The organism is Xanthomonas theicola (assembly GCF_014236795.1).
Lineage (GTDB): Bacteria > Pseudomonadota > Gammaproteobacteria > Xanthomonadales > Xanthomonadaceae > Xanthomonas_A > Xanthomonas_A theicola.
Genome location: NZ_CP049017.1, coordinates 1,384,081 through 1,409,807 on the forward strand (window position 1 = coordinate 1,384,081; position 25,727 = coordinate 1,409,807).

Sequence of the window (25,727 nt, forward strand, 5' to 3'; positions counted from 1 at the left end):
ACATCCTGTCTCGGTTGCAGCGGCTCCTACAAAAAAGCTGTATCGGGGATATCGGAACAGAATGAACAGATTCGTTGCATCGATCGTGCTGGCCGCGGCGTCCTTCGCCGGCCACGCCCAGGCCGCGCCGGGCGCCGCCGACTACCAGCGCTCGCTGGGCCTGCGCGAGGCATGGATGACGCTGACCGAGCACGTCGCCTGGCCAGCGCAATGGCGCGACGACGGCGCGTTCTACTACCGCAAGACGGTGCCCGGCGGTTTCGCCTTCGTGCGCGAGGACGTGGCCGGCCAGCGCAAGCGGCCGGCGTTCGATGCGGCGCGGCTGGCGCGGGCGCTGAGCACGGCGGCCGGCATCGACTATCCGGCGCTGCGGCTGCCGTTCGAGCGCTTCGCCTATGTGGCCGAGGCAGACCGCGCCGACGCCGCGATCGTGTTCCAGATCGATGAGGTGCCGTGGCGCTGCACGCTGACCGACTACGTATGCGCGCGCCTGGACACAGGTTCGCAGCCGCGCCCACGCGGCTTCGGCGTGGTCCGCGATCCGGCGGTCGCCGCCGACAACACGCCGCGGCGCTCGCCGGACGGGCGCTGGGACGCGTTCGGCGACGGCCACGACATCGTGCTGCGCAGTGCCGCCGACGGCCACGTGCTGCGCCTCAGCGAGGACGGTCGCGCCGACGACTTCTACGATCCGGAAACGCTGGCCTGGTCGCCGGATTCGCAGCGGCTGGCGGTGTACCGGGTGCGCCCGGGTTTCGTGCGGCGGGTGACGCGGGTGGAGGCGGCGCCGCCCGGCGGCGGCCAGCCGCGGGTGCGCACCCAGCTGTATCCCAAGCCCGGCGATGCGGTGGATATCGAGCGGCCGGTGCTGTTCGACCTCGCCGGGGTGTCCGCCGGCGCCGGCGCGCGCCGCATCGCCATCGACGACGCGCTGTTCGCCAATCCGTACCAACTGTCGCCGATCCAGTGGCGCAAGGACGGTCGCAGCTTCGTGTTCGACTACGTGCAGCGCGGCTTCCAGCGCGTGCGTGCGATCGCGGTGGACGCCGCCAGCGGCCGCGCGCACGTGGCGGTGGGCGAGGACGCCAGGACCTTCGTCTACGCCGACCGCCGCTACCGCCACGACGTGGACGGACTCGGCAAGGAGATCCTGTGGATTTCCGAGCGCGACGGCTGGCGTCATCTCTATCTGTTCGACGGCGTGAGCGGCAAGCTCAAGACCCAGATCACCAAGGGCCAGTGGATCGTGCGCGAGGTGCTGCGCGTGGACGATGCGCAGCGCCGCATCTGGTTCTCCGCCAGCGGCATGGACGCGGGCAGGGATCCGTATCATCGCCAGCTGTTCGCGGTGGATTTCGACGGCGGCCGGCTGACCCGGCTGACCACGGCCGATGCCGACCACGACGTGGCCATCGCCGACGACGGCCGCCGCTACGTGGACACCTATTCGCGCCCGGACCTGGCGCCGGTGATGGAACTGCACGCCATCGACGGTACGCTGTTGCAGGTGGTGGAACGTGGCGACATTGGCCGGCTGCAGGCCGCCGGCTGGCGCGCGCCGCAGACCTTCGTGGCCAAGGGCCGCGACGGCCGCACCGACATCTGGGGCATCGTGGTGCGCCCGCGCGACTACGATCCGCGCAAGCGATACCCGGTGATCGAGAACATCTACGCCGGCCCGCACGACAACTTCGTGCCCAAGACCTTCTGGCCGTTCGGCTACCACGCCGGCGGCGACAAGCAGATCGGCATGCAGGCGCAGGCGGACCTGGGCTTCATCGTGGTGATGATCGACGGCATGGGCACCGCCAACCGCTCCAAGGCATTCCACGACGTGGCCTGGAAGAACCTCGGCGATTCCGGTTTCCCCGACCGCATCGCCTGGCACAAGGCGCTGGCGGCGCAGGATCCGTCCTACGACATCGGCCGCGTCGGCATCTACGGCGCCTCGGCCGGCGGCCAGAGCACGCTCGGCGCGCTGGAGCGGCATCCGGATTTCTACAAGGTGGGCGTGGCCTATGCCGGCTGCTACGACAACCGCATGGACAAGATCAGCTGGAACGAGCAGTGGATGGGTTGGCCGGTGGACGCCAGCTATGCCGCTGCGTCCGGCGTGGACAATGCCTCCAAATTGCGCGGCGAACTGCTGCTGATCGTCGGCGAGCAGGACAGCAACGTCGACCCGGCCTCGACCGCGCGAGTGGTGGAGGCGCTGATCCAGGCCGGCAAGGACTTCGACCTGCTCGGCGTGCCCGGCGGCGAGCACTCGGTGGGCCGGTCCAGCGGCCCGATCGACTACGTGCAGCGGCGTCAGTACGACTTCTTCGTGCGGCACCTGCTGGGTGCGCCGACGCCGCGGTGGAATGAACTGGACAGCCGACCGGCGCGATGAGCGGGCCGTGTCCGTGGAAGTGGCAACATTGCCCAGTCAACGCTGCCAGGTCATGGTCCGGTAGCGCGCAGGCGTGGAAACACCTGTGCGCGGGCAAACCCGAATCAGCGGTGGTGCGTCAGAACCTCAGTCGTATATTCCGCTGTCACAATCGTGAGCTGTCACGGCCGATCCAGGCGTGACGTTTTGAATGGTGTAGGCTCCCCAGCTTGGGAATCCCACAGTAAGCTGCGTCGCATCTTTCACGTAGAACTTCTTCGCCACCTTGTCATGGACGACATTGCCTGGATCGTTGGTTCTGACATGTATCCTATTTTCCGTCCTGGGATCGGGGATGTACGAGATCACGAATGAGACCCGGCGCGCAGTGAATGATTCGCACCCGGTTTCCAAACCTTGATTGTACGTGGAATCGAATAACTGCTCTTCCAAAGGCTCGAAGTGCCACGCCCTCTCGCTTATCCCGCAATTTGCCGCTCCGGCGGCGGAAAGGAGAATGCACGTCAGGAGCGTTTTCTTGTACGTCGTCATAGTGAATTGGACCGGCCAGCCTTTCGTAGACATCCGGACGCCATAATTGATGGCAATGACCGAGGTGTTTATGGGCAACAGCAAGCAGTACACGGATGAGTTCCGGGCCGAGGCGGTGAAGCAGGTGATCGAACGCGGCTTCACGGTGGTGGATGTGGCCTCCCGAATCGGGATTCCCAAGCACACGCTATACGGGTGGGTGCAGGCCGCCAGGAAGATGGCGCCGGCAGCCGGCGCTGCAGCGGCGTCGACCGACTCAGCGGAGATTCGCCGGCTCAAGGCCGAACTGAGGCGGGTAACCGAGGAGCGCGACATCCTAGAAAAAGCCGCCGCGTACTTTGCCAAGGGGTAAGGGCGAAGTACGCGTTCATGCGTGCGCACGTCCGGGAGTTTCGTCTGGCGACGATGTGCCGGGTGCTGGGCGTGCATCGCAGTGGTTACTAGGCCTGGCTGCGCAACGGCACCAGCGTCCGCGAACGCGAGGACCAGCGCTTGCTGGGCCTGATCAAGCACCACTGGCTGGCCAGCGGCGCGGTGTACGGCTATCGCAAGCTCACCCTGGATCTGCGTGAGGCCGGCGAGCGTTGCAGCCGTCACCGGGTGCGGCGCTTGATGAAGGCCGAAGGCTTGCGAGCGCAGGTTGGCTACGGCAGCAAGCCGCGTTAGCGGGGAGGTCCGGTCGGCGTGGTGGCGAATGTGCTCAACCGGGACTTCATTCCGCAGGCCCCGAACAAGGTCTGGGTCACGGACATCACCTATATCCGCACCTACGAGGGCTGGCTGTTCTTGGCAGCGGTAATGGAGCTGTATTGGCGCCAGATCGTGGGTTGGGCAACCGCTTCGACAATGACCAGCGATCTGGTGCTGCAGGCACTGGTGGCAGCGGCGTGGCGGCGCAAGCCCGGTCCTGGCGTGATGGTGCACTCCGACCAGGGCTGGCAGTCCACCAGCAGCGATTGGCAGTCGTTCCTGAAGGCGCACCGGATGGTGCCGAGCATGAGCCGACGCGGGAACTGCCATGACAACGCCGTGGCCGAGAGCTTCTTCAGCGTCTTGAAGAAGGAACGTATCAAGCGTCGGATCTACCCGACACGCGCCATGGCGGCATCGGACGTGTTCGACTATATCGAGATGTTCTACAACCCGATCCGCCGGCATGGTTCCGCTGGCGGCGTGTCACCGGTAGAGTTTGAAAGGCGCTACGCGCAGAGCGGCGACTGAGTGTCTACGGAAATCTGGCCGGTCCAGCACGAGCCTGCAGCTTTGCAAACAACCCGGCCTCACGGTAACGCACGATCGCAGCGCGCATATCCCGATCTTTCTGGTTTATCGCTGTCCGGTGTTGCATCACAGGCCACCGATGAGCGGCAGTCGGCGGTGTCCGGACCAGCGAATGCCAGCCTGGCGCAGTGTGGCCCGCGACTGCACGCGCAGGGAGTCGGATGTGTTGCCGGTCACACCTTGCGCTCCACGCATTGAAGTTATCCGCCAGCGTGCCGATGACGGGGAGGGTGGATGGCTGTCCCTGTGAGCCGGCCACGACGTTGCTCGGCGATGACGCTTCGTGCGCCTGCGTGACGACGACCGGACCGATCACGGGCGCAACGTGCGCCGCAGCGATCCCCCCGTGCCGCGATGGAACGTGGGACCCCATCGACCAAGCGGTCGCAGTACGGCCGCCCGACGAGCGTACGCACATGAATTCCATCGCTTCGGTGTCCTCGATCGCCCTGTCCGGCATGCGCGCCGCCGCGACCGGGCTGCAGGTGCGCGCGAACAATGTCGCCAACGCCGCCACCGAGGGGTTCCAGCGCCAGGTGCCGGCCAACCAGGAAGCCGCCGGCGGCGGCGTGGTCGCCCAGGTGACCGCGGCCGGCGGCGCGGGCCGCGATCTGGTCGAGGACATGCTCGGCGGGTTGTCCGCGCGCGACGATTTCCAGGCCAGTGCGCGGGTGCTGCGCGCGGCCGACACCACGCTCGGCGGCCTGCTCGACGTGCTCGCCTGAGCCGCCGCGGTCGCGGCTGTGCGGTTTTCCGCATTCATCCCCGACACGACGCACAAGACGCCGGCGTTGACGCGGCGCAGGATGGGCCGCTAGTGCTGAGCGGAGACGATGAATGGATCGGAGAGATTTCCTGCGCCAGGGGCTGGCGGCCGGCGCGTCGGCCGGGGTCGCAGCGTTCGCCGGCAGCGGCAGCGTCGCCGCCGACGCGAATGCCGCGTCCGCCGCGGCGCCTGCGCCTGCGCGGCCGCAGCTGCGGCCGCTGGCCGCCGATGCGCTCGCCGGCCACACCCTGCAATGCCGCTTCGTCGAGGCCGGCGCACAATGGCAGGTGTACGAGGACCTGCGCAGCGCCGACGGCGACCTGACCCTGCTCGGCCCCGGCGGCGCGCTGGTGCTCGGCAAGCGCACCGAACCGGTCTGGGGCGGCGATGCGCCGCCGTATTTCGGCATGCCGCTGGCCGAGGTGGCGATGGCGCAGGCCGACCTGCTCGCCGAACGCCTGCTGCGCGACGGCGACCCGCGTGTGGACGAAGTGCGCGACGCGGCACCGCCGCCGGCCTCGCGGCTGGATCCCAAGGACTACAACGGGCGCCTGCCGTGGACCACCTTCGTCGGCACCCGCGAGTGCGCCGATACCATGCCGGTGTACCCGGATGGGCGCACCCGCGGCTACCGCGCGCTGCACGCCTTCCCCGAGCTGGACAAGAAGGAACTGGTGGAGCGCCGCCACGAAGGCCTGATCGGTGGCTGGATGCCGGCGGTGCGCAAGGTGGTGCCGGCCGGCGAGGGCCGCTACTACGACGTGCTGCTGTTCGCCGACGTGCTCGCCAGCGACCGCTTCGTCGTGCAGACCTGGCACCGCAGCGCATTGGTCGAGCACGGCCAGGTGACCAAGGTGGTGTACGGCTACAGCTATCCCGACTACCCGCCGCGCCGCGGCCCGCGCAGTGCCGAGGACTTCTACCGCGGCCTGCTGGCCTTCGCCGGCTACTGGCAGGGGTTGCTCGCCGACACCGTGCAGGCGCAACTGCCCGATGCCGGCTGGAGCGACATGGCGCGCTTCGCCTTCGCCCGCGAACTGGTGGTGCGCCCCGGCGGCACCTATCCGAAATATGGCGCGGTCGATCGCGACTACTACGGCAACGAGTACGACGGTTTCCAGGACACCTTCACCAGTTCGTTGTACGCGAACCTGGAATGGGGCCGCTTCGCCCAGGCCGCGGCGGTGCTGGACGGCTACTTCAGCGACTTCGTGCAGGACGACGGCATGGTCAACATGCGCGGCGCGGAGACCGGCCAGTTCGGCCTGACCCTGTCGCTGCTGGCGCGCTACCTGCGCTACACCGGCGATGCGGCGTTGCTGCGCAAGCACGGCGGCAAGATCGCCGCCACCGCGCAGCTGCTGCTGGAACTGCACGACGCCAGCCTGACGTTGCCGGCCAACGCGCCCGGGCATGGCCTGATCCATGGCTGGAACGAATCCGACGCCTGCCTGTTCCCGGACCCGACCGTATGGTGGAAGCCGTACTACGCCAACAGCGCGCTGGCCGTGCGCGGCTGGCAGGACATCGCCGCGGTATGGACCACGATCGCCGGGCCGGGCGCGCAAGCCACCGCGGCGCAATGGCGGCAGCGTGCGCAGCAACTGACCGCGCAGTTGCACAAGACCCTGCGCGGCAATATCCGCCGCGACCTGACCCCGGCCTACATCGGCCCGCTGCCCGGGGTGACGCTGACCTTCCGCCAGTCGCTGCAGCAGGAGACTCCCAGCGAGCAGGGCTGGCCGCACCGCGCCTACGCCGAACTGCTGCAGGCCGACGTGCTGCCCGAGGATCTGGCGCACCTGGTCATCGACTGCGTGCGCGGCCACGGCGGCACCAGCCTCGGCGTGGTCGGCAACATCGCCGCGCCGACCCCGGACGGGCGCGACCTGCTCGGCTTCATCTCCTACGGTTACGCGCAGCTGCTGCTGCGCCTGGATCGGATCGAGGAATACCTGCTGTTCCTGTACGCGCACCGCTACCATGTGCATACCCGCGGCAGCTGGACCGCGGGCGAGGTCAGCGGCATCAGCGGCGGCATGCCGCTGTTCTGCATCCCGGCGCAGATGACCATCCCGCTGCTGCTGCGCTGGATGCTGGTGTTCGAGGACAGCGCCGGCGAGGAACTGTTTCTGGCGCGGGCGCTGCCGCGCGACTGGCTGGGCAGCGGCGAGCCGATCGCGATCGAGGCCGCGCCGACCCGCTGGGGCGCGGTGTCGCTGGCGCTGCGCGCCGATCCGGCGCGGCAGCGCATCGACGGCACGCTGACCCTGCCGGCACGGGCGCCGGCGTGCACCTGGCTGAGCCTGCGCGTTCCCGCCGGCACGCGCCTGCGCGAGGTGCGGTTGGACGGGCGCGCGGTGGCCCTGTCCGGGCCGCACGACGAGCGCGTGCAGGTGCCCGCCGGCGCTGCACGGCAAATGACGCTCTCGGCCGCCTACGGCTGAGTGGCGAAAAAGTCGGAAACGTCCCGGCGCGCGTCGCGCAATGCGGTATTCCGCATGTTTTGCCGATAAATACGACAAGACGGTGCGGTTACCGTACGCGCACATTGTGGCCGTGCAATGAATTCTGCCGGGGGGAGATTCCCGCACCATGTAGCGCAGGACGCAGCGCGTAGCCCATTCGCGTCGCGGTGCGTGCGGCGGTGGGACCTCCCACCCGCCGCCGCGCTGCGGAACACGTTCTTTCCGTACTCGCCAACGATCGCTGGCGATGGGCGTGCCGGCCTTGCCGATCGCCGTGCCTGGCCCAGGAGAATCCGATGTCGTCTTTGTCTGAACACGTTGCGCCGCTCTTCCCATCGCCATGGCGCCGTGTGCAGCGGCCGGGCCCGTTGACGGCGGCGATCTGCGCCGCATTGACCGTCGCGGTGTCGGCACCGGCCGCGCTGGCGCAGGACGCTACCGCCACCGCCACCGCCACCGCCACGGACGCGGCGGCCACCACGCTGGAACCGGTCACCGTGACTGGCAGCCGTCTCCGCCGCGTCGATGCGGAGACCGCCAGCCCGGTGATCACCATCGACCGGCAGCGGATCGAGGACAGCGGCCAGAACACGCTCGGCCAACTGCTGCAGCAGCTGCCGGCGATGGCCGGCAACATGCCCAACATCGCGCTCAACTCCGGCTTCAGCCATGGCCGCGCGCTGGTCTCGCTGCGCAATCTTGGCGCCGAGCGCACCCTGGTGCTGGTCAACGGCCACCGCATGGCGGGGCCGGCCAGCAGCGTCTCCGCCGCGCCCGGCGTGGACGTCAACGCGATCCCGGCGGCGATGGTGGAGCGGATCGAGGTGCTGACCGACGGCGCCTCCTCGGTGTACGGCTCCGACGCCATCGCCGGGGTGGTCAACATCATCCTCAAGGACAAGTACGACGGCTTCGCCGCCACCGCGGACTACGGCCAGAGCACGCACGGCGACGGCAACCGCCGTTCGCCGGGCGTGGAGTGGGGCAAGACCTGGGAGCGTGGCGGGCTGATCCTGGGCCTGAGCCGCAGCTCGATGAACGCGCTGTACGCTGCCGACCGCAGCGACGCCAAGACCGCGGTGAACTACCTCAACGGGCAAGTGGTGGAGCGCCGCGGCAACGGCACCCGCGCCTTCCTCCGCGACGGCCGCGTGCTGACCCCGAACAGCGGCCTGGCCCCGGGCGCGGTCGACGCCGGCGACTTCCACCCCTACGATCAGGCGGTCGAGGGCTACAACGCCTACACCGGGCAATACCTGATCACCCCGGTGCAGCGGACCAACTTCTCCGCCCACGCCAGCTTCGATTTCACCCCGGACGTGCAGGGCTACCTGGACATGTTCTGGACCCGCAGCGAGACCACCTCGCAGCTCACCGCCTATGGCCTGGAACTGCCCAACGTCGCACAGAACTACTACAATCCGTTCGGCAGCCAGCTCTCGCGCTACCTGCTGCGCTCGGTGCCGGCCAACACCCGCGTCTACTCCTCGACCATGTACCAGACCAACATCGTGGCCGGGCTGCGCGGCAAGTTCGCCCACAGCAGCTGGCAGTGGGACGCGGCGGCCGGCTATGCGCGCTACAAGGACACCCTGGTGCGCAACGGCTTCTCCATCACCTCGGCGCTGAACAACGCGGTCGGCGCCTCGTTCCTGGACAGCGACGGCGTGGTCAAGTGCGGCACGCCCGGCAACGCGATCGCCGGCTGTACCCCGATCAACGTGTTCAATCCCGACGACCCGGCCACCATCGCCGCGATCAAGGCCACCCAGAGCGCGGTCGACCTGATCGACGAGAGCACCATGAAGTTCGCCGAGGCCAGCATCGACGGCGACCTGTTCGCGATGCCGGCGGGGAGGGTGCAGGCCGCGTTCGGGCTGTCGTTGCGCAAGAACGATTTCGCGCAGGGCACCAGCAATCCGGTCGCCGCCGCCGATGCCGGCGGCAACTGCGACTACAACGACGGTTGCATCCTGAACCAGGGCCACGACGAGACGATCAAGGAAGCCTACGCCGAAGTGCTGATCCCGCTGCTCGCGGATCTGCCCGGCGTGCAGGCGCTGAACCTCAACCTGGGCACGCGCTATTCCAAGTACGACTACTGGGGCGACACCACCAACAGCAAGGTCGCGCTGGAATGGCGCCCGATCGGCAACCTGCTGGTCCGCGCCGCCGGCTCGCAGGTGTTCCGCGCCCCGGCGCTCGGCGACCTGTACGGCTCGCCGTACAATTCTGTGGTCGACAGCACTGGCAACTACACCGACCCGTGCAATGGCTACACCGGCGGCGGCAACGCCACGGCCTGCATCAACGTGCCCACCGATGGCAGCTTCGTCAACACTGCCGCGTTCACCGTGCTGACCACCGGCTCGGCCAATGCCGGCTTCGCGATCAAGCCCGAGCAGGGCCGCTCCTACAACGTCGGCGCGGTCTACGATCCGGGCTGGGCGGACGGGCTGTCGCTGAACCTGGACAGCTGGCGGGTCACCCTGGACGACATGATCAGCGGCGTCGGCCTGGACCAGGTGCTGCAGCACTGTTACGACGGCCAGAGCGCCTACTGTCCGCTGATCAAGCGCAATGCGACTGGGCAATTGGTCAGCGTGACCGTGCCGTTCGCGATCAACAGCGGCAAGGTCGACATCCGCGGTTACGACATCGGCATCAAGTACGCGCTGCGCGACACCCGCTGGGGGGACTTCCAGGCCGGCGTCGACGCCACCTTCCTGTCCAGCTACACGTTCAGCGGCAACGGCCACAACTACGTCGGCGAGATGTCCAGCTACGGCAACATGCCGCGCTGGCGCGCCAGCTTCAACCTGGGCTGGGACAACGGGCCGTGGCACGCCAGCTGGAACACGCGCCTGCTCGGCCCGACCACGGTCGGTAGCGCCTACGAGGACGTCTGCGCGAACACCGCCGCCGCCGGCAGCTGCGTCTACTTCCGGGTCGGCACGGTGACCTACCACCACGCCGCGCTGAGCCGGAAGTTCGAACGCCTGCACACCACGCTGTCGGCCGGCGTGGACAACCTCGGCAACCGCAAGCCGCCGCAGTACTACGGCTATGCAAGCGCGGCCAATACCGACGCGTTCACCTACGACACGCTGGGGCGCTACTTCTGGTCCCGGATCAGGATCGAGTTTTGAGTTTCCCGACAGGCGGCGGCCTAGGCGCAGCAGGGTGGGGGCCGCGCGCCGCCACCACCCTGGTCGCGGTGCTGCTGGCCGCGGCGTGCAGTGCGGTGGCGGCCGCCGCCGCGGACGGTGAGGCGCTGCAGGCCAGCAACGCCGCGCTCGGCGACCCGCACTTCAAGGGCGCAGCGACGCCCGTCCCGGACAGCGGCGTGGCCTTCACCGGACGAGGGCTACCTCGGACGGGTGTTCGCCGCCGACCTGGCGGCCGGCGTCGGCGCCGCGCCGGGCGAGGATTTCTGGATCGACCGCATGCTCGCGCGCAGCGGCACCGACGGCGGCTTCGACGACAGCAACGACTGGTTGTTCAGCCGCGGCCGCGCCGCCTGTACACCCACCAGCCGCAGCAGCCGGGTTTCGTCGGCGATGTCGCCTACGTGCACAAGACCGGCCACGATGCGCTGTTCCGGCTGCAGGCCGAGCTCGACGGCAAGCCGCTGCGCCTGGTCGAAGACAGCGCGCAGCGGCGGCAGACGCCGAGCTATTTCAGCAGCGTCTATGCCGATGCCGATGCCGGCGCCGGCGTGCGGCGGTGCCTGGTCAAGTTCATCAGCGAGCAGAACGTGACCGTGGCCGAGGTCACGCTGTCCAGCAGCGACGGCGTGGCGCGCACGCTGACCCTGCGCGCGACCTCGCCGATGGCCACGCATGCCGACGGCGCCGAGCTCACCGGCGCGTTCGCCACCCACAACGCGATCACCGCGGTATTCCCGCGCCCGTCCGGCGACGGTTTCACGGTCCAGGGCGGTTCCATCGCGCGCCGCGTGGCGCTGCCGGCCACGGGGGAGGCGGCCACGCTGAAGGTGCAGCTGGGGCTGGTCACCCGCGAACTGCCGGCGTCGCTGCAGCAATACCGGCGCATCGCCCCGCAGGTGCCGCGACAGGCGTATACCGAGCACGTGGTCGCCTACAACCGCTGGTGGGCCGACATCCTGCCGTACCTGGATACGCCTGAGGACAACATCGACAAGACGTTGTTCTACCGCTGGTGGTTGCTGCGCTTCAATTTCCTCGACGCCGCGGTGCCCGGCAACCACTACCAGTTCCCGGTGGCGATCGAAGGCGTGCTCGGCTACGACAACGCGATCGTGCTGACCACCGGCATGTTCATCGACCACCTCAAGTACCTGCGCGGGCGAGGTCGCGGCCGGCGGCAAATACGTCGACAATCCCGGCGCGCCGGAGAACCGGTCCAATTCCTAGGCCCAGTACATCACCGCCGCGGCCTGGCGCGCCTACCGGTTGCACGGCGGGCCGGCCGCGCTGGCCGGCAAGCTGGCCGAGTACGGCAGCCGCGACGTGTCCGACCTGCTGCGTGCCTACGACCGCAACGGCAACGGCCTGATCGAGTACGACTGGGCGGCGATGACCGGCAACGACGCCGATGCGGTGTCCTTCGACTGGGCCAAGCGCCATGGCCAGGCGCGCATGGACCGCAGCGAGAGCGCCTACGTCTACGCCAACGCGCTGGCCGCGGCGCAGGCGGCGCAGCTGGCCGGCGATGCGGCCACCGCCGAGCGCATGCAGGCGCTGGCGGCGAAGATCCGCCGCGCCGTGCTCGAGGTGCTGTGGCAGGACCGCAGCGCGCGCGCCGACGGCATGGGCCTGCACGGCGACCTGCTCAAGCAGCGCCAGGCCGAGGGAGCGCGGCTGCCGGTGACTGGAAGGAAACCAACAACTACTACCCGTTCAGCGTCGGCCTGATTCCCAGGCATGGTGACGTCGACTATGACCCGAAGTACGTGCGCGCGCTGCGCCTGTTGGCCGACGCGCGGCAGTACCCGATCTTCCCGTTCTACACCGCCAACCAGGCCGACCAACAGGCGCGCGGCGCCGGCGGCAGCAACAATTTCTCGGTGATCAATGCCACCGTCGCGTCCCGCCTGCTCGGCAGCGCGCTGCGCGACTATCCCAGCCCGTACCTGGATGCCGGCAGCTACCGCAAGCTGCTGTACTGGAACGCCTGGGCGCACTACGCAATACACGTACGCCACCTATGCCGGCATCAACGCCGACGGGACGCCGGTCGATCCGCAGCAGTTCGGCAGCCACGCCGTCACCAGCACGGTCTCCGATCCGCGGGCGGTGTCCTCGCGCAACATCAGGACGTCGCAGCAGGAGAACCTGGGGCTGTACTTCCAGGACAACGGATCGATTCCGAACTGTTCGGAAACGGTCGAACTGAATTATTCGAACGTCAAGCGCGATTTCGGCCTGGCGCGACTTGAACACGCCCGGCTACAGCAGCGTCGGCTACCGGTACCTGCAGTCCTTGGGATACGAGAATCCGTATCTGGACAACGTCGTGCTGGTCAATCCCGGTCGGGACATCGTGCTGACCAACGATCTCAATCACGACGGCACCCTGGAAACCGTCGTCGTCCCCGCCGGCGCGGCGGCCAGCCCAAGCCCAAGCGCAGGGCCTACACCGTCGGCGTCGAGATGGTCCATCCGGAAACCCAGGAGCAGCCGTTCTTCCTGCAGGCGAGCTACACCTGGAAGCACGTCTTGGGCAACTACGAAGGCTATTACGCCGAAGGCGACCCGGCCAGCAATCTGCCGGGATCGCAGGTCTTCCAGTGCGCTGCGCTGACCCAGAGGGCGGCCGGCAACCTGCTGCAGGATATCCGCCATTCGTTCCTGCTCAACGCCTCGCATACGTTCGGCAGTAGCGGATTCAGCGCCAGGCTGGGGGCGAACTGGCAGGGCGGGGCGAACAAATCCTGCTACTCGCAGGACCCGGTGCCGGCCGATGCCGCCAGCAGCGCCGGCGAGCATGCCTACTATTGCGGCGGCGTGGCGGTGACGCGCGGCAGCCTGGGGCGTCTGCCCAACTGGTGGCTGCTGAACGCGAACGCGGCCTGGGCATACAGTTGGGGACCGAGCCCCTGCGCGTGGAATTCGGTGTGTCCAATCTCCTCAATCGTGACAGGTTCGTCTGGGTTGATCCGCACTATGGTCACTATGATGGGCCGTCCCAGGTTCGCGAGTTGTGCTACGGGGGCAGAGTGCGCTCGGCGCCGCGTTCGACCAACTTCGTCGTCCGCTACAACGGGAACTGGTCCGCGGCCGGCGATAGCGCGCTGCGGGTAGGAGGGCACGCGCCAATTGCATCGTTCAATCGTCCGGATTCGAAAAGAGGGAGAAACCAATATGAAGGTCAATTTTTCCTGTCTGTCGCGCATGTTCGCGCTGCTGTGCCTGTGCGCGGGGCTGGCGATGGCATCGGCCGGCGCGCGTGCCGCCAACGCGTCCTGTACCGCCGGCGACTGGGTCGCCAACCCGCGCGACACCGACATGCCGGCGGTCCGCTATGAAACCGAGCATTTCGCCTTCCGCTGGAAGAACGACGACGTCGCTCTCGCCGATGCCCGCTCCGCCGGCCAGCAACTGGAGCTGATCTGGGACACGTTCATCGACCGGATTGGCTTCCCCGAGCCGTACTGCGGATCGGCGCCCAAGTACAAGGTCAGCATCTACATCGATCCCGGTTTCGGCCTGAACGGCGGCGTCGCGGCCAGCGGCGGCATGGGCATGTGGATCGGAACGCGGGCGCTGGCCGACCGCTGGGGGCTCGCCCACGAGTTCACCCATGCGCTGCAGGGCAGCACCGGCGGGCTGCGCGATTCCCCCTACACGGGCTGGATCTGGGAATCGCATGCCAACTGGATGGCGCACCAGATGGACCAATTCCATGACCGCGAGGTGCACTGTTCGGCGAAGCGGGTGAACTATCCGCACATCTACCTCGGTTCCACCCGCGACCGCTACTGCAACTGGTAGTTCATGGAGTACCTGAAGAACCGCTACGGGTACTCGGTGGTCAACGACATCTGGGCCAAGGCTCCCAAGCCCGGCCAGGCCGGCCAGGCCGAGGCGGACCCGTTCGTGGTGCTGCGCGACAACATGGGTTGGAGTCAGGCGCAACTCAACGACATGTTCGGCGACTGGGCGCTGCACAACGTCAACTGGGACTACACCGATCCGGACGGCCGCGATCACGGCGCGCTGCTGCGCGAGAAGTATGGCCCCAACACCGCGTTCGATCCGAAGAACATCCAAGACTGGGAAAACCGCGACCGCGCGCTGCGCCTGACCACGCTCGATCCGGTGGCCGGCCAGGCCGGGCGCTACCGCGTGCCCTTTGCCTGGGCGCCGCAGCGCTGGGGCTACAACCTGGTGCGGCTGGTGCCGGCCGCCGATGCGCAGGCGATCGGCGTGAACTTCAAAGGCGACGTGCAGTCGGCGCCGGCGGTGCAGGAACTGCCCGGGTTGGCCAACGACCCGCAGCGAATCGAGGCGCCGGACTCGGACTGGCGCTGGGGCGTGGTCGCGATCGATGCCGCCGGCAAGGCCCGCTACAGCGCGCTGCAGCGCGGTGCCGGCGCGTCGCTGAACTTCGCGCTGCGCGCAGGCGATCAGGGCGTGTACCTGGTGGTGATGGGCACGCCGAGCGCGATGCACAAGATCAAGTGGGATCAGTCCTACTACTCGATCTACCGCTACCCGTGGAGCGTCGCCCTGACCGGCGCCTATCCGGATGGCCGCCAGCCCGACGCGCCGACGCCGACCCCGACCGGCCGCCGGCATGCCAACGGCGGTGGCTGGGTCGCCAATACCGCCAACGTCGCCGCCAGCGCCTACGTCGGGCCGAATGCACGGGTGCTTGGCGGGCAGGTGCTGGGCAACGCCCGGATCCAGGACCATGCCACGATCATGGGCGGGACGGTGAAGGACAACGCGATCGTCGGCGGACTGACCGTGCTGCACGATGGCGCGACGGTGCAGAATGCTGCGCAGGCGCACACCGTGTTCATGGGGCCGGGCGCGGTCACGCTGTCGGGCAGCGCGCAGTTCCGGGGCGACATCGCGGCGCATGGCGTGTCGCCGAGCAAGGGCGTGTTCTACGGATCGGCCGATGCCGAGACGATCCTCAATCCGGACTTCGGCGCCGATCTGACCGAAGCGGTGCCGGAAGTGACTGCCCAGCCGTAAACGCATCCCGATCGGGGCGACGTCTCGCCGCGGCGGCCGATTCCGGACGCCGTGGCGGCGTGGCGATCGCTCCTTGGCGTACGCCGTCAATACCGGCGCGGTCAATTCCATCTCGGGCAACGATTTGCAGGACGTGGACGCCGACGTGGGCCATGGCGGCTGCGACGACATGGCGCGGTGCCAGGGCCCGATGCACTGGCCGCTCGTCCCTTTCGGCAGCCTCGGCAACGTCGCCGCGCACTGCCTCCACGACGAACCGGACTCGCTGTCCAGGCGCAGGGAGCTGACGGCTGCGTCGGCGTCTGCACCCGCAAGAACGAAGCGGGCGAGATCGAAGGCGGCAAGGCGATCATGCGCCCCGGCTGGCGGATTTCTTCGTGCGCTGGCTGCGGCAGGCGCCGACGCCGGACTGGATCGGCAGGCCACAGCGCCGGCGCCCGTCGCGCATCGAGCCGCGCGGCGCACCGCGCGCGCCGTGTGGCAACGGCCGACGCCCGTTGCGATGTGTTTACACATTTCCGCGCCAGAGGCGAGGGACCTGCGCGGCATGGGCACGCAACGCACGCTGGTGCTGGTCGACGGCCGCCGCCAGGTGCCGGCGATCCCGGGCATGTCGGCGGTGGACGTGAGCAATATCCCCTCCAGCCTGGTCGAGCGCGTAGATGTCATCACCGGCGGCGCATCGGCGCTGTACGGCGCCGACGCGGTCACCGGCGTGGCCAACTTCATCCTCAAGAAGGACTTCCAGGGCGTGGACGCCAGCGCGCGCTACGGCGCTTCCAGCCGCGGCGACATGCGCAGCCGCAGCGTCGATGCGCTGGCCGGGCGCAACTTCGCCGACAACCGCGGCAACGTCACCGTCTACGGTTTCTACGAGCGCGAACCGGACTCGGTGTCCGGCCAGGACCGGCCGTGGACCGCCAGCGGCTACCCGATGTACACGCGCAACAACCGCAACCAGCGCTACTGGATCTCCAACGGCAACCGCAACATCAACAACGCCGAGGACGCGCAGCTGATCCTGGGCGGGCGCCACTATGCGATGACCGCCGACGGCCGCCTGCGCGATCCGGTGCTGGGGCCGGACGGCTACGTCAACGCCGCGCCGGTGCGCCTGGCCAATGGCGCGGACACGCTGGGCAGCCTGCTCACCGGCGGCGGCGAGTACGGCGGGCGCTACGATTCGTGGTATCTGGCGGTGCCCTCGGACCGCTTCGCCAGCCGCGCCACGTTCAATTTCGATGTCAGCGACAGCCTGCGCCCGTTCGCCAACCTCGGCTATTCGCAGACCCGTTCGCAATCGGCATGGCGCGCGCTGAGTGCGTTCGGCAGCGAGGCGGTCCCTGCCGACAGCCCGTTCATCACCGAGGCGATGCGCGCCGCCAACGGCGGCGCGATCACCGACCCGGTGTACTTCGCCCGCCATTTCGACGCCGAACTGGGTCAGGGCCGCAGCGACTACCGGCGCCAGCTGCTGCAGGGCGTGATCGGCCTGGAGGGCGATTTCACCCTCGGCGCGCGCGCCTGGAACTATTCGGCCTACTACTCCAATGGCCGCACCCGCCAGCGCAACCGCGATCTGGACACGGTGGCCTACAGCCGCTACTACCTGGCGCTGGACTCCACCACCGGCGCCGACGGCAGCGCGGTCTGCCGCAGCACGCTTACCGATCCGGGCAACGGTTGCGTGCCGTTGAATCCGTTCAAGCGCCTGACCCGGGCCGAGATCGGCTACCTGCGCTACAGCAGCGACTGGGCGATCACCCGCATGACCCAGCAGGTGGTGTCGGCATACGCGTCCGGCGGCGTATTCGACCTGCCTGGCGGCGAGGCGCAGATCGCGCTGGGCGGCGAGTACCGCAAGGAGCGCAACAGCATCGGCGCGGTGCCGCAGTACGATCCGGCCAGCCCGGCCTACGACGCCTCGCTGGGCACCACGCAGCTGCCGTTGGTCGGCCAGTACGACGTCAAGGAGCTGTACAGCGAACTGCACCTGCCGCTGCTGGCCGAGCGCCCGTTCGCGCAGCGGCTGGGCATGGATGCGGCGGTGCGCGTGTCCGACTACAACGTCGCCGGCCGCACCATCACCAACAAGTTCGGCTTCGACTGGGCGCCGGTCCGCGACGTCACCCTGCGCGGCACCTACGGCAAGGCGGTGCGCGCGCCCAACATCGGCGAGCTGTACACCGCCAGCAGCATCGGCGGGATGTGGATCAGCGACCCGTGCAACAGCGACAACCTGCGCTACCGCACCGACCGCAGCCAATACACCGCGGCCAACTGCGCGCAGCTCGATCCCTCCGACAAGAGCACCTACTGGCTGTACCGCGACATCATCACCAAGGGCAACCTGGAACTGGCCAACGAGACCGCCAAGACCCGCACCCTCGGCATCGTGCTGCGTCCGCGCTTCCTGGAGGATGTCTCGCTGTCGGTGGACTACCATACAATATCGACCTGCGCGGGGCGATCGATTCGTTCCCGGCGCAGACCATCATCAACAAGTGCGTGGACGCGGCCAGCCTGAACAACCCGTTCTGCGCATTCGTCGGCCGCGACGCCCAGGGCAATCTGCGCAACGCGATCACCCAGAAGCTGAACCTGTCGCGCTACCTGACCCGCGGCGTCGACTTCTTCGCCCAGTACCGCTACGACCTGGCGCCGAACTGGGGCCAGAACGCCGGCGCCGTGTCGTTCGATCTCAACTACACGCGCCTGATCCGCCAGGACTACACGCTCGATCCGGATCGGCCGGACGACGTCGCCCGCTTCGCCGGCGTGTTCGGCTCGCCGCACTGGAAGGGCGTGGTGCGCGGCACCTGGTCGAACGCGCAGGCCGGCGCCACCTGGTCGCTGCGGCACGTCTCCAGGATGCGCAACAGCACCGAGATCGGCGACGCCGACTACCAGAAGGTATGGACCGGCAACGTTTTCTACAGCGACGTTTCCGGCTACTACCGGCGCAAGTCGGGGCTGGAACTGTTCGGCGGCCTCAGCAATGCGTTCGACCGCGCGCCGCCGCGGGTCCCGGGCGCGGAAGCGGGCGGCGCCAACTTCGAGCTCGGCTACCATGCCGGCGTGTACGACGTGATCGGCCGCATGTACTACGGCGGGATCCGCCTGGCGCTGTGAGCGGCGCGCCGCCGGCGCCATTCGGCACAAATCCGCATGCCAGCGCGGTGCGACCGACAAGACCGGGCGACGCATCGGTGACACAGTGCCGGGACGCAGCTCCAGCGCGGCGGCGGTCGGTTGCCGCGCTGGAGCCAGCGCAAAGGAGACGCCATGCCTGGTTTCGTATCCCGTCTGGTCTTCGCTGCCACCGGCCCGCGTGGCGCCCGATGAATTGCGGTCGCGACCACCGGCACTCGGCGCAGTGCGCGTCCGCCGCCGCGGCCGCCGCGGCGCTGGATCCATCGCGGCGCCGCTTCCTGCAATGGAGCGCGCTGGCGGCGGCGGCCGGGCTGCTGCGCTTCCCGCTGGACGCGGCCGCGTCCAGCGCCGGCCGCGTGCGCGCGTTGCCGCTGCAGCAGGTCACGCTGAAGCCGTCGCTGTTCCTGGACTCGCTGCAGACCAACCGCCGCTACCTGCTGGAGCTGGAACCGGACCGGCTGCTGCACAATTTCCTGCAGTACGCCGGGCTGCCGGCCAAGGGCGCGGTCTATGGCGGCTGGGAAGGCGACACCATCGCCGGGCACACGCTGGGCCACTATCTCAGCGCGCTGGCGAAGATGCACGCGCAGACCCGCGACGCCGAACTGCGCCAGCGCATCGACTACATCGTCGCCGAACTGGCGCGCGCGCAGGCGCAGGATGCGGACGGCTATGTCGGCGGCTTCACCCGCAAGAACGACAACGGCCAGATCGAAGGCGGCAAGGCGGTCATGGAGGACCTGCGCCGCGGCATCATCAAGGGCAGCAAGTTCAACCTCAACGGCAGCTGGTCGCCGCTGTACACCCAGCACAAGCTGTTCGCGGGGCTGCTGGACGTGCACGCGCTGGCCTGCAACGCCCAGGCGCTGGTGGTGCTGGTGCCGGTGGCCGGCTATTTCGCCGGCGTGTTCGACGCGCTCGACCACGCGCAGATGCAGACCTTGCTGGATACCGAGTTCGGCGGCCTCAACGAGTCCTACATCGAACTGGGCGCGCGCACCGGCCAGGCGCGCTGGGTCGCGGTCGGCAAGCGCCTGCGCCACGACAAGGTGATCGATCCGGCGGCGGCCGGGCGCGATGCGCTGCCGCATCTCCACGCCAACACCCAGGTGCCCAAGTTCATTGGCGAGGCGCGCCAGTTCGAGGTCGCCGGCGATGCCGACGCGGCCGCCGCCGCGCGCTTCTTTTGGGAAACGGTGACCGCGCACTACAGCTACGTGATCGGCGGCAACGCCGACCGCGAGTACTTCCAGGAGCCGGACAGCATCGCCGCGTTCCTGACCGAGCAGACCTGCGAGCACTGCAACAGCTACAACATGCTCAAGCTGACCCGGCACCTGTACCAGTGGACGCCGCAGGCGCGCTATTTCGACTACTACGAGCGCACCCTGTACAACCATACGATGGCCGCGCAGCATCCGGCCACCGGCATGTTCACCTACATGACGCCGATGATCGGCGGCGGCGAGCGCGGCTTCTCCGACAAGTTCGATTCGTTCTGGTGCTGCGTCGGCAGCGGCATGGAGGCGCACGCGCAGTTCGGCGACTCGATCTACTGGCAGGACGCGGCGGCGCTGTACGTGAACCTGTACATTCCTTCGACCCTGGACTGGCCCGAGCGCGACCTGGCGCTGGAACTGGACAGCGGCGTGCCGGACAACGGCAAGGTGCGGCTGCAGCTGCGCCGCGCCGGCGCACGGACCCCGCGGCGCCTGCTGCTGCGGTTGCCGGCCTGGTGCCAGGGCGGCTACACGCTGCGCCTCAACGGCAAGGCCCTGCGCGGCGCGGTGGCCGACGGCTACCTGGCGCTGGAGCGCGCCTGGCGCAGCGGCGACGTGATCGAACTGGAGCTGGCGGCACCGCTGCGGCTGGAACACGCCGCCGGCGATCCGGACACGGTAGTGGTGATGCGCGGCCCGCTGGCGCTGGCCGCCGACCTCGGCCCGGTCGCCGGCGCCTACGACGCGCCGGACCCGGCGCTGGTGGCGTCGGCCGATCCGCTGGCCGGGTTCTCGGAACTGCCGCAGCCCGGGCACTTCCTGGCCGCCGGCACGCAGCCGCCGGGGCTGACCTTCGTGCCGTTCTACGCGCAGTACGAGCGCCGCAGCGCGCTGTACTTCAAGCGCATGGCGCCAGCGCAATGGGCGCAGGAAGCGGTGCGGCGTGCGCGCCAGCAGGCCGAGCGCGCCGCGCTGCAGGCCAGCGCAGTGGACATGATCCAGTTCGGCGACGCGGCCTCCGAGCAGGCGCACCAGTTGCGCAGCGACACCTCGTTCGGCGGCGCCTACCGCCGCCAGCAGTGCCGCGACGTGCGCGGCAAGGGCTTCGTCGAATTCCAGATGCAGGGCAGCGCGCGGCCCCTGGCGCTGCGCCTGCGCTTCTGGGGCAGCGACAAGGGGCGCTTCAACATCCTGGTCGACGGCAAGCTGGCGGTGGAAGTGCAGGTGGAGCGCGGCCAGGTGATCGACTTCGTCGACCGCGACTACCCGCTGCCGCCCGCGCTGACCCGTGATGCAGCGCGGCTGACGATCCGCATCGAGCCGCAGCACGGCGACACCGCCGGGCCGCTGTTCGGTGGCTGGCTGATCCCGGCCTGAGCCCTGGCCACCGTCGCGGCGCATGCGCGCCGCGGCACGGACCTCCCTCACCCCCAAGGGAGTTCCCCCGGCTTTGCCGGGGTAGCAGTAGCCGTTTGCCGTTTACAGGAGTCCATCGCGGAGACGGCGGTTGTGAGCCGCCAAGCACACGATCGGAGAATCCGGAGATGGACAGGTATCAGAGTCTAAGTCACAGCCAAGATGCCCGATCACGTGCACAGGATGTTGCGGATTCGGCGAAGCTGGCGGTGTCGCCGGTGGTGGGCTACATCAAGGGCAAGCGCGCGATCCATCTGGCAGGGGGGTATGCCGAGCGTAAACGGAACGTCGTGGGTCGGCACTTCTGGGCCAGAGGCTACTTTGTATCGACGGTAGGTCGGGATGGAGCGGAGGTCCGGGAGGACGTGCGCAATCAGGAGAAGGAGGATGACCGGCTCGATCAGTTGCAGTTGCTGCGATAAGCCAGCCACTTTCAGGTGGCGCCATTCGAGGGAGGCGCGTTAGCGCCCCCGCCAGCCGCTTTGAGCGGCTCACATTACGAATGCCCCCGGCTTTGCCGGGGGATTGTGACTTGCCGGGTCTTCAGTCGGGCGCGGACGAACCAGGGCGTGGCGGTGGTGGGCATGGCGGCCGATGCATATTAATGTTGGTATACATTAATCTAAAAACGATATTTGTTGTATATAGGTCATCCGGCCAGAATAGGAGCCGCATCCGAGGCTGCGGGGTGGTCCCGTTGCCGCGCCGCTCTTAGCGCATTCCGACAGGCGACCGATTCATGCGACTGATCCAACTGCTCGACGATGGCGGCCTTCCCTGCGTGGGGGTGGTGGAGGCGTCCGGGACCCAGGTGCGCGTGCTGCGCGAGGTTGGTTCGATCTATGCGCTGGCCAACGCCGCGCTCGCCGCCGGCACCACGCTGGACGCTTACGCCACGCGCCAGCGCGGCGACAGCGTGCTCGACTACGCCGACCTGCTGGGCAGCGGCCGCGTGCTGTCGCCGCTGACCCATCCGGACCCGGCGCACTGTCGTGTCACCGGCACCGGCCTGACCCACCTGGGCAGCGCTGCGGCCCGCGATGCGATGCACCAGCAGCTGCAGCAGCAGGCGAGCCTGGGCACGCTCACCGATTCGATGAAGATCTTCCAACTCGGGGTGGAGGGCGGGATTCCGTGCGACGGTCAGCCCGGCGCGCAGCCGGAGTGGTTCTACAAGGGCGACGGCGGCATCCTGGTGGCGCCGGGCGCGCCGCTGCCGTCGCCGGAGTTCGCGCTGGACGGCGGCGAGGAGCCGGAGTTGGTCGGGCTGTACGTGATCGGCGCCGACGGCGTGCCGTACCGGCTCGGCTTCGCGCTGGGCAACGAGTTCTCCGACCACGTCACCGAGCGCCAGAACTACCTGTACCTGGCCCATTCCAAGCTGCGCGCCTGCGCGGTGGGTCCGGAACTGCGCAGTGGCGCGTTGCCGCGCGACCTGCGCGGCAGCAGCCGCATCCGCCGCGGCGATGCGGTGATCTGGGAGAAGCCCTTTGTCACCGGCGAGGCCAACATGTGCCATTCGCTGGCCAATCTGGAGTACCACCATTTCAAGTACGCTGCGCATCGCGTGCCCGGCGACGTGCACCTGCACTTCTTCGGCACCGCCACGCTGAGCTTCGCCGACGGCGTGCAGGCCGAGCCGGGCGACCGTTTCGAGATCGAACTGCCCGCGTTGGGCGCGGCGCTGGTCAACCCGTTGCAGCGGGTGCCGACCGGGTTCGCGCTCGGCGGGGTGCGCGCGCTGTGATCGCCACGCGCCGCCACCACATCAGGAGGACTGCATGAACCAACGTTTCCAGAGCTATATCGACGGCCAGTGGGTGGCCGGTACGGATGCGGCGCCGGACGAGAATCCCTCGGACCTGTCCGCGCCGGTCGGCGAGGTCGGCAGCGTCGACGCCGACGCGGTGCGCGGCGCGATCGCCGCGGCCAATGCGGCGCAGGCCAAGTGGGCGGCGAGCACGCCGCAGCAGCGCGCCGACGCGCTGGACTTGGTCGGCAGCGAGATCCTGGCGCGCAAGCAGGAGCTGGGCACGCTGCTGGCCTGCGAGGAAGGCAAGACGCTGCCGGAGAGCATCGGGGAGGCGGCCCGCGCCGGGCAGATCTTCAAGTTCTTCGCCGGCGAGGCGCTGCGCATTCCCGGGGAGAAGCTCGCCTCCACCCGCCCCGGCGTGGACGTGGAGATCACCCGCGAGCCGGTCGGCACGGTGGGCATCATCGCGCCGTGGAACTTCCCGCTGGCGATCCCGGCGTGGAAGATCGCCCCGGCGCTGGCCTACGGCAACACGGTGGTGTTCAAGCCGGCCGAGATCGTGCCCGGCTGCGCCTGGGCGATCGCCGAGATCCTGAGCCGGGCCGGATTGCCCGATGGCGCGTTCAACCTGGTGATCGGCAGCGGCCGCACCGTCGGCCAGGCGCTGGTCGAGGACCGCGGCATCGACGCGCTGAGTTTCACCGGCTCGGTGCCGACCGGCAACCATCTGCTCAAGCAGGCGGCCGCGCGCGGGCTGAAGATCCAGCTGGAGATGGGCGGCAAGAATCCGCTGGTGGTGCTGGCCGATGCGGACCTGGAGGTGGCGGTGGAGATCGCGGTCAACGGCGCGTACTTCTCCACCGGCCAGCGCTGCACCGCGTCCAGCCGGCTGATCGTGGAGCGCGCGGTGTACGAGGAGTTCGTCGCGCGCGTGAGCAAGCGCCTGGCCACGCTGAAGATCGGCCATGCGCTGAGCCCCGGCATCGACATCGGCCCGGTGGCCAGCGCCAGCCAGTTGGCGCAGGACCGCGACTACGTGCGCATCGCCCAGGAAGAGGGCGCCGAGCTGGTGTACGGCGGCGAGGCGCTGGAGTGCGCGCACCCGGGCCACTACATGCGCCCGGCGCTGCTGGCCGCGCAGCCGCAGCACCGCATCGCGCGCGAGGAAGTGTTCGGTCCGGTCGCGGCGGTGATGCCGGCCGAGGACTACGAACATGCGCTGGCGCTGGCCAACGACACCGAGTTCGGTCTGTGCGCCGGCATCGCCACGCGTTCGCTCAAGCACGCCACGCATTTCAAGCGGCATGCGCAGGCGGGCATGGTGATGGTCAACCTGCCTACCGCCGGGGTCGATCCGCACGTGCCGTTCGGCGGGCGCAAGGCCTCCAGCTACGGCCCGCGCGAGCAGGGCCGCTATGCGGTGGAGTTTTATACGACGGTCAAGACGGCCTATACATTGGCGGGATGAACTGATCGATCCACTCGCGCGCCTGCCTGGGAGGGTGGGCGGCCGCCGCGGCCCGAACGCCGCACGGCCGCCAGCGTGCAACGAACGAGGAGGGGTTATGCAGAAGTCAGGAGTGCGTGCGGCGGTGCTGGGGATGGCGGTGCTGCTGGGTTGGGCGTTGAGCGCGTGTTCCGGCGGGGGCAAGGACGCGGCCGGGAAGGACGCCCCGATCACCGTCGGCTTCAGCCAGGTGGGGGCCGAGAGCGAGTGGCGCACCGCCAACACCGCCTCGGTGAAGCAGGCGATCGAGCAGGCCGGCATGAAGCTGAAGTTCTCCGATGCGCAGCAGAAGCAGGAGAACCAGATCAAGGCGCTGCGTTCGTTCATCGCCCAGCGCGTGGACGTGATCGCGTTCTCGCCGGTGGTCGAGTCCGGCTGGGAGACCGTGCTGCGCGAGGCCAAGGCGGCGAACATCCCGGTGCTGCTGACCGACCGCGCGGTCAAGGTGTCCGACGACAGCCTGTACGTCACCCTGATCGGTTCGGACTTCGTCGAGGAAGGGCGCAAGGCCGGGCGCTGGCTGCTCGAACAGTCGCCGCTGAAGGACGGCGACACGCCGGTGCGCATCGTCGAACTGCAGGGCACGGTGGGCTCGGCGCCGGCGATCGACCGCATGAAGGGCTTCAAGGAGATCATCGCCGCCAACCCGCGCTTCCAGGTGGTGCGCTCGCAGAGCGGGGACTTCACCCGGGCCAAGGGCAAGGAAGTGATGGAGGCGTTCCTGAAGTCGGAAGGGCGCAACATCGACGTGCTGTACGCGCACAACGACGACATGGCGATCGGCGCGATCCAGGCGATCGAGGAAGCCGGGCTGACGCCGGGCAAGGACATCCTGGTGATCTCCATCGACGGGGTGAAGGGCGCGTTCGAGGCGATGCAGGCCGGCAAGCTCAACGTCACCGTGGAATGCAATCCGCTGCTGGGCCCGCAACTGGTGCAGGCGATCGGCGACGTCAAGGCCGGCAAGCCGCTGCCCAAGCGCATCGTGGTCGAGGAGTCGGTCTATACCCAGGAGCAGGCCGCCGCCGAGCTGCCCAAGCGCAAGTACTGA

General features: G+C 68.7%; 12 protein-coding genes and 4 pseudogenes. 15 read left to right on the top strand and 1 reads right to left on the bottom strand.

From position 1 onward, the window contains the following. Positions 1 to 61: 61 nt before the first annotated feature. Positions 62 to 2,392: a S9 family peptidase gene (locus tag G4Q83_RS06305; protein WP_128420319.1), complete on the top strand. Its 2,331-nt coding sequence runs from the start codon at positions 62 to 64 to the stop codon at positions 2,390 to 2,392. 126 nt (positions 2,393 to 2,518) lie between these two features. On the opposite strand, the gene G4Q83_RS06310 is transcribed toward G4Q83_RS06305, so the two are convergent. Continuing rightward, a complete protein-coding gene (locus G4Q83_RS06310; protein WP_185817354.1) occupies positions 2,519 to 2,956 on the bottom strand; it encodes a hypothetical protein in 438 nt (145 codons plus the stop codon). Positions 2,957 to 2,993: 37 nt separating this feature from the next. Between G4Q83_RS06310 and G4Q83_RS06315 the strand changes: the two are divergent. The 14 genes and pseudogenes from G4Q83_RS06315 (at position 2,994) to G4Q83_RS06375 (ending at position 25,727) form a co-directional block, all read left to right on the top strand. Further along, positions 2,994 to 4,144 (top strand): annotated as a pseudogene (locus G4Q83_RS06315) (IS3 family transposase). Between the two features lie 476 nt (positions 4,145 to 4,620). Next, positions 4,621 to 4,929, top strand: coding sequence for a flagellar basal body protein (locus G4Q83_RS06320; protein WP_128421125.1), 309 nt, complete (start codon positions 4,621 to 4,623; stop codon positions 4,927 to 4,929). Positions 4,930 to 5,041: 112 nt separating this feature from the next. Then, a complete protein-coding gene (locus G4Q83_RS06325; protein WP_128421124.1) occupies positions 5,042 to 7,417 on the top strand; it encodes a glucosidase family protein in 2,376 nt (791 codons plus the stop codon). A gap of 317 nt (positions 7,418 to 7,734) precedes the next feature. Beyond that, complete coding sequence (locus tag G4Q83_RS06330; RefSeq protein WP_128421123.1) at positions 7,735 to 10,587, top strand: TonB-dependent receptor domain-containing protein; 2,853 nt, start codon at positions 7,735 to 7,737, stop codon at positions 10,585 to 10,587. A gap of 59 nt (positions 10,588 to 10,646) precedes the next feature. Beyond that, a pseudogene (locus G4Q83_RS06335) lies at positions 10,647 to 12,608 on the top strand (MGH1-like glycoside hydrolase domain-containing protein); the annotation flags it as partial. Continuing rightward, the gene (locus tag G4Q83_RS06340; protein ID WP_185817459.1) at positions 12,559 to 13,725 is read left to right on the top strand and encodes a hypothetical protein; all 1,167 of its coding nucleotides are present in this window, start codon (positions 12,559 to 12,561) and stop codon (positions 13,723 to 13,725) included. The pseudogene G4Q83_RS06335 and the gene G4Q83_RS06340, both read left to right, overlap by 50 nt. Positions 13,726 to 13,815: 90 nt before the next feature. Then, positions 13,816 to 15,627 (top strand): annotated as a pseudogene (locus G4Q83_RS06345) (Svx/AvrXca family virulence/avirulence protein). 547 nt (positions 15,628 to 16,174) lie between these two features. Then, positions 16,175 to 18,154 carry a TonB-dependent receptor domain-containing protein gene (locus G4Q83_RS06350; protein WP_281401993.1) on the top strand — a complete coding sequence of 660 codons (1,980 nt, stop codon included), beginning with the start codon at positions 16,175 to 16,177 and terminating at the stop codon, positions 18,152 to 18,154. Beyond that, on the top strand, positions 18,136 to 18,759 hold the full coding sequence (locus G4Q83_RS24030; RefSeq protein WP_343068440.1) for a porin family protein: 624 nt from the start codon (positions 18,136 to 18,138) through the stop codon (positions 18,757 to 18,759). The genes G4Q83_RS06350 and G4Q83_RS24030 overlap by 19 nt, the downstream gene beginning before the upstream one ends. A 209-nt stretch (positions 18,760 to 18,968) precedes the next feature. Next, entirely contained in the window at positions 18,969 to 21,377 is a 2,409-nt protein-coding gene (locus G4Q83_RS06355) for a glycoside hydrolase family 127 protein (RefSeq protein WP_128421121.1), read from the top strand. A 201-nt stretch (positions 21,378 to 21,578) separates the two neighbouring features. Next, positions 21,579 to 21,838, top strand: a pseudogene (locus G4Q83_RS06360) (transposase); the annotation flags it as partial. A 317-nt stretch (positions 21,839 to 22,155) separates the two neighbouring features. After that, positions 22,156 to 23,163, top strand: a complete 1,008-nt coding sequence (gene araD1 / locus G4Q83_RS06365; RefSeq protein WP_128421895.1) for an AraD1 family protein — start codon at positions 22,156 to 22,158, stop codon at positions 23,161 to 23,163. A 34-nt stretch (positions 23,164 to 23,197) separates the two neighbouring features. Then, positions 23,198 to 24,637: an aldehyde dehydrogenase family protein gene (locus G4Q83_RS06370; RefSeq protein WP_128421896.1), complete on the top strand. Its 1,440-nt coding sequence runs from the start codon at positions 23,198 to 23,200 to the stop codon at positions 24,635 to 24,637. Positions 24,638 to 24,734: 97 nt separating this feature from the next. After that, positions 24,735 to 25,727 carry an ABC transporter substrate-binding protein gene (locus tag G4Q83_RS06375; protein WP_128421897.1) on the top strand — a complete coding sequence of 331 codons (993 nt, stop codon included), beginning with the start codon at positions 24,735 to 24,737 and terminating at the stop codon, positions 25,725 to 25,727.